The following is a 256-nucleotide window of genomic DNA, read 5'->3' as shown; positions in this document are numbered from 1 at the left end:
ATCCCAGCCTGCTCCTCCAAATATAGGAATACTTCGAGCGCCTGTCGTTACTCGGTAATCAGGAAATACAGAAGGGAAGGATGATGTGCTTTGACCTATAACTTCAACAGTAGAATAGTTCGGTAATGCTGAAATTCTTTTAGCAAAAGAATTAGTTTTTAAGGCAGATCTACATCCAAAGAAAACACATCTAGTTGTAGTTACACCTTTGTATGTAGCCCAGTTAAAATCTATACTTGACCAGCCATCTATATGC

General features: G+C 38.7%; 1 protein-coding gene. It reads right to left on the bottom strand.

The features are described from left to right. A partial coding sequence (locus AAEZ03_RS28090) for a hypothetical protein (protein ID WP_350583218.1) occupies nucleotides 1-256 on the bottom strand: 256 nt, incomplete at both ends.

The organism is Pseudomonas sp. HY2-MNA-CIBAN-0224, from assembly GCF_040310285.1.
In the GTDB taxonomy this organism is placed as follows: domain Bacteria; phylum Pseudomonadota; class Gammaproteobacteria; order Pseudomonadales; family Pseudomonadaceae; genus Aquipseudomonas; species Aquipseudomonas helleri.
Note: the sequence above shows the minus strand (reverse complement) of the source record. Positions and strands in the feature narration are given on the sequence as shown.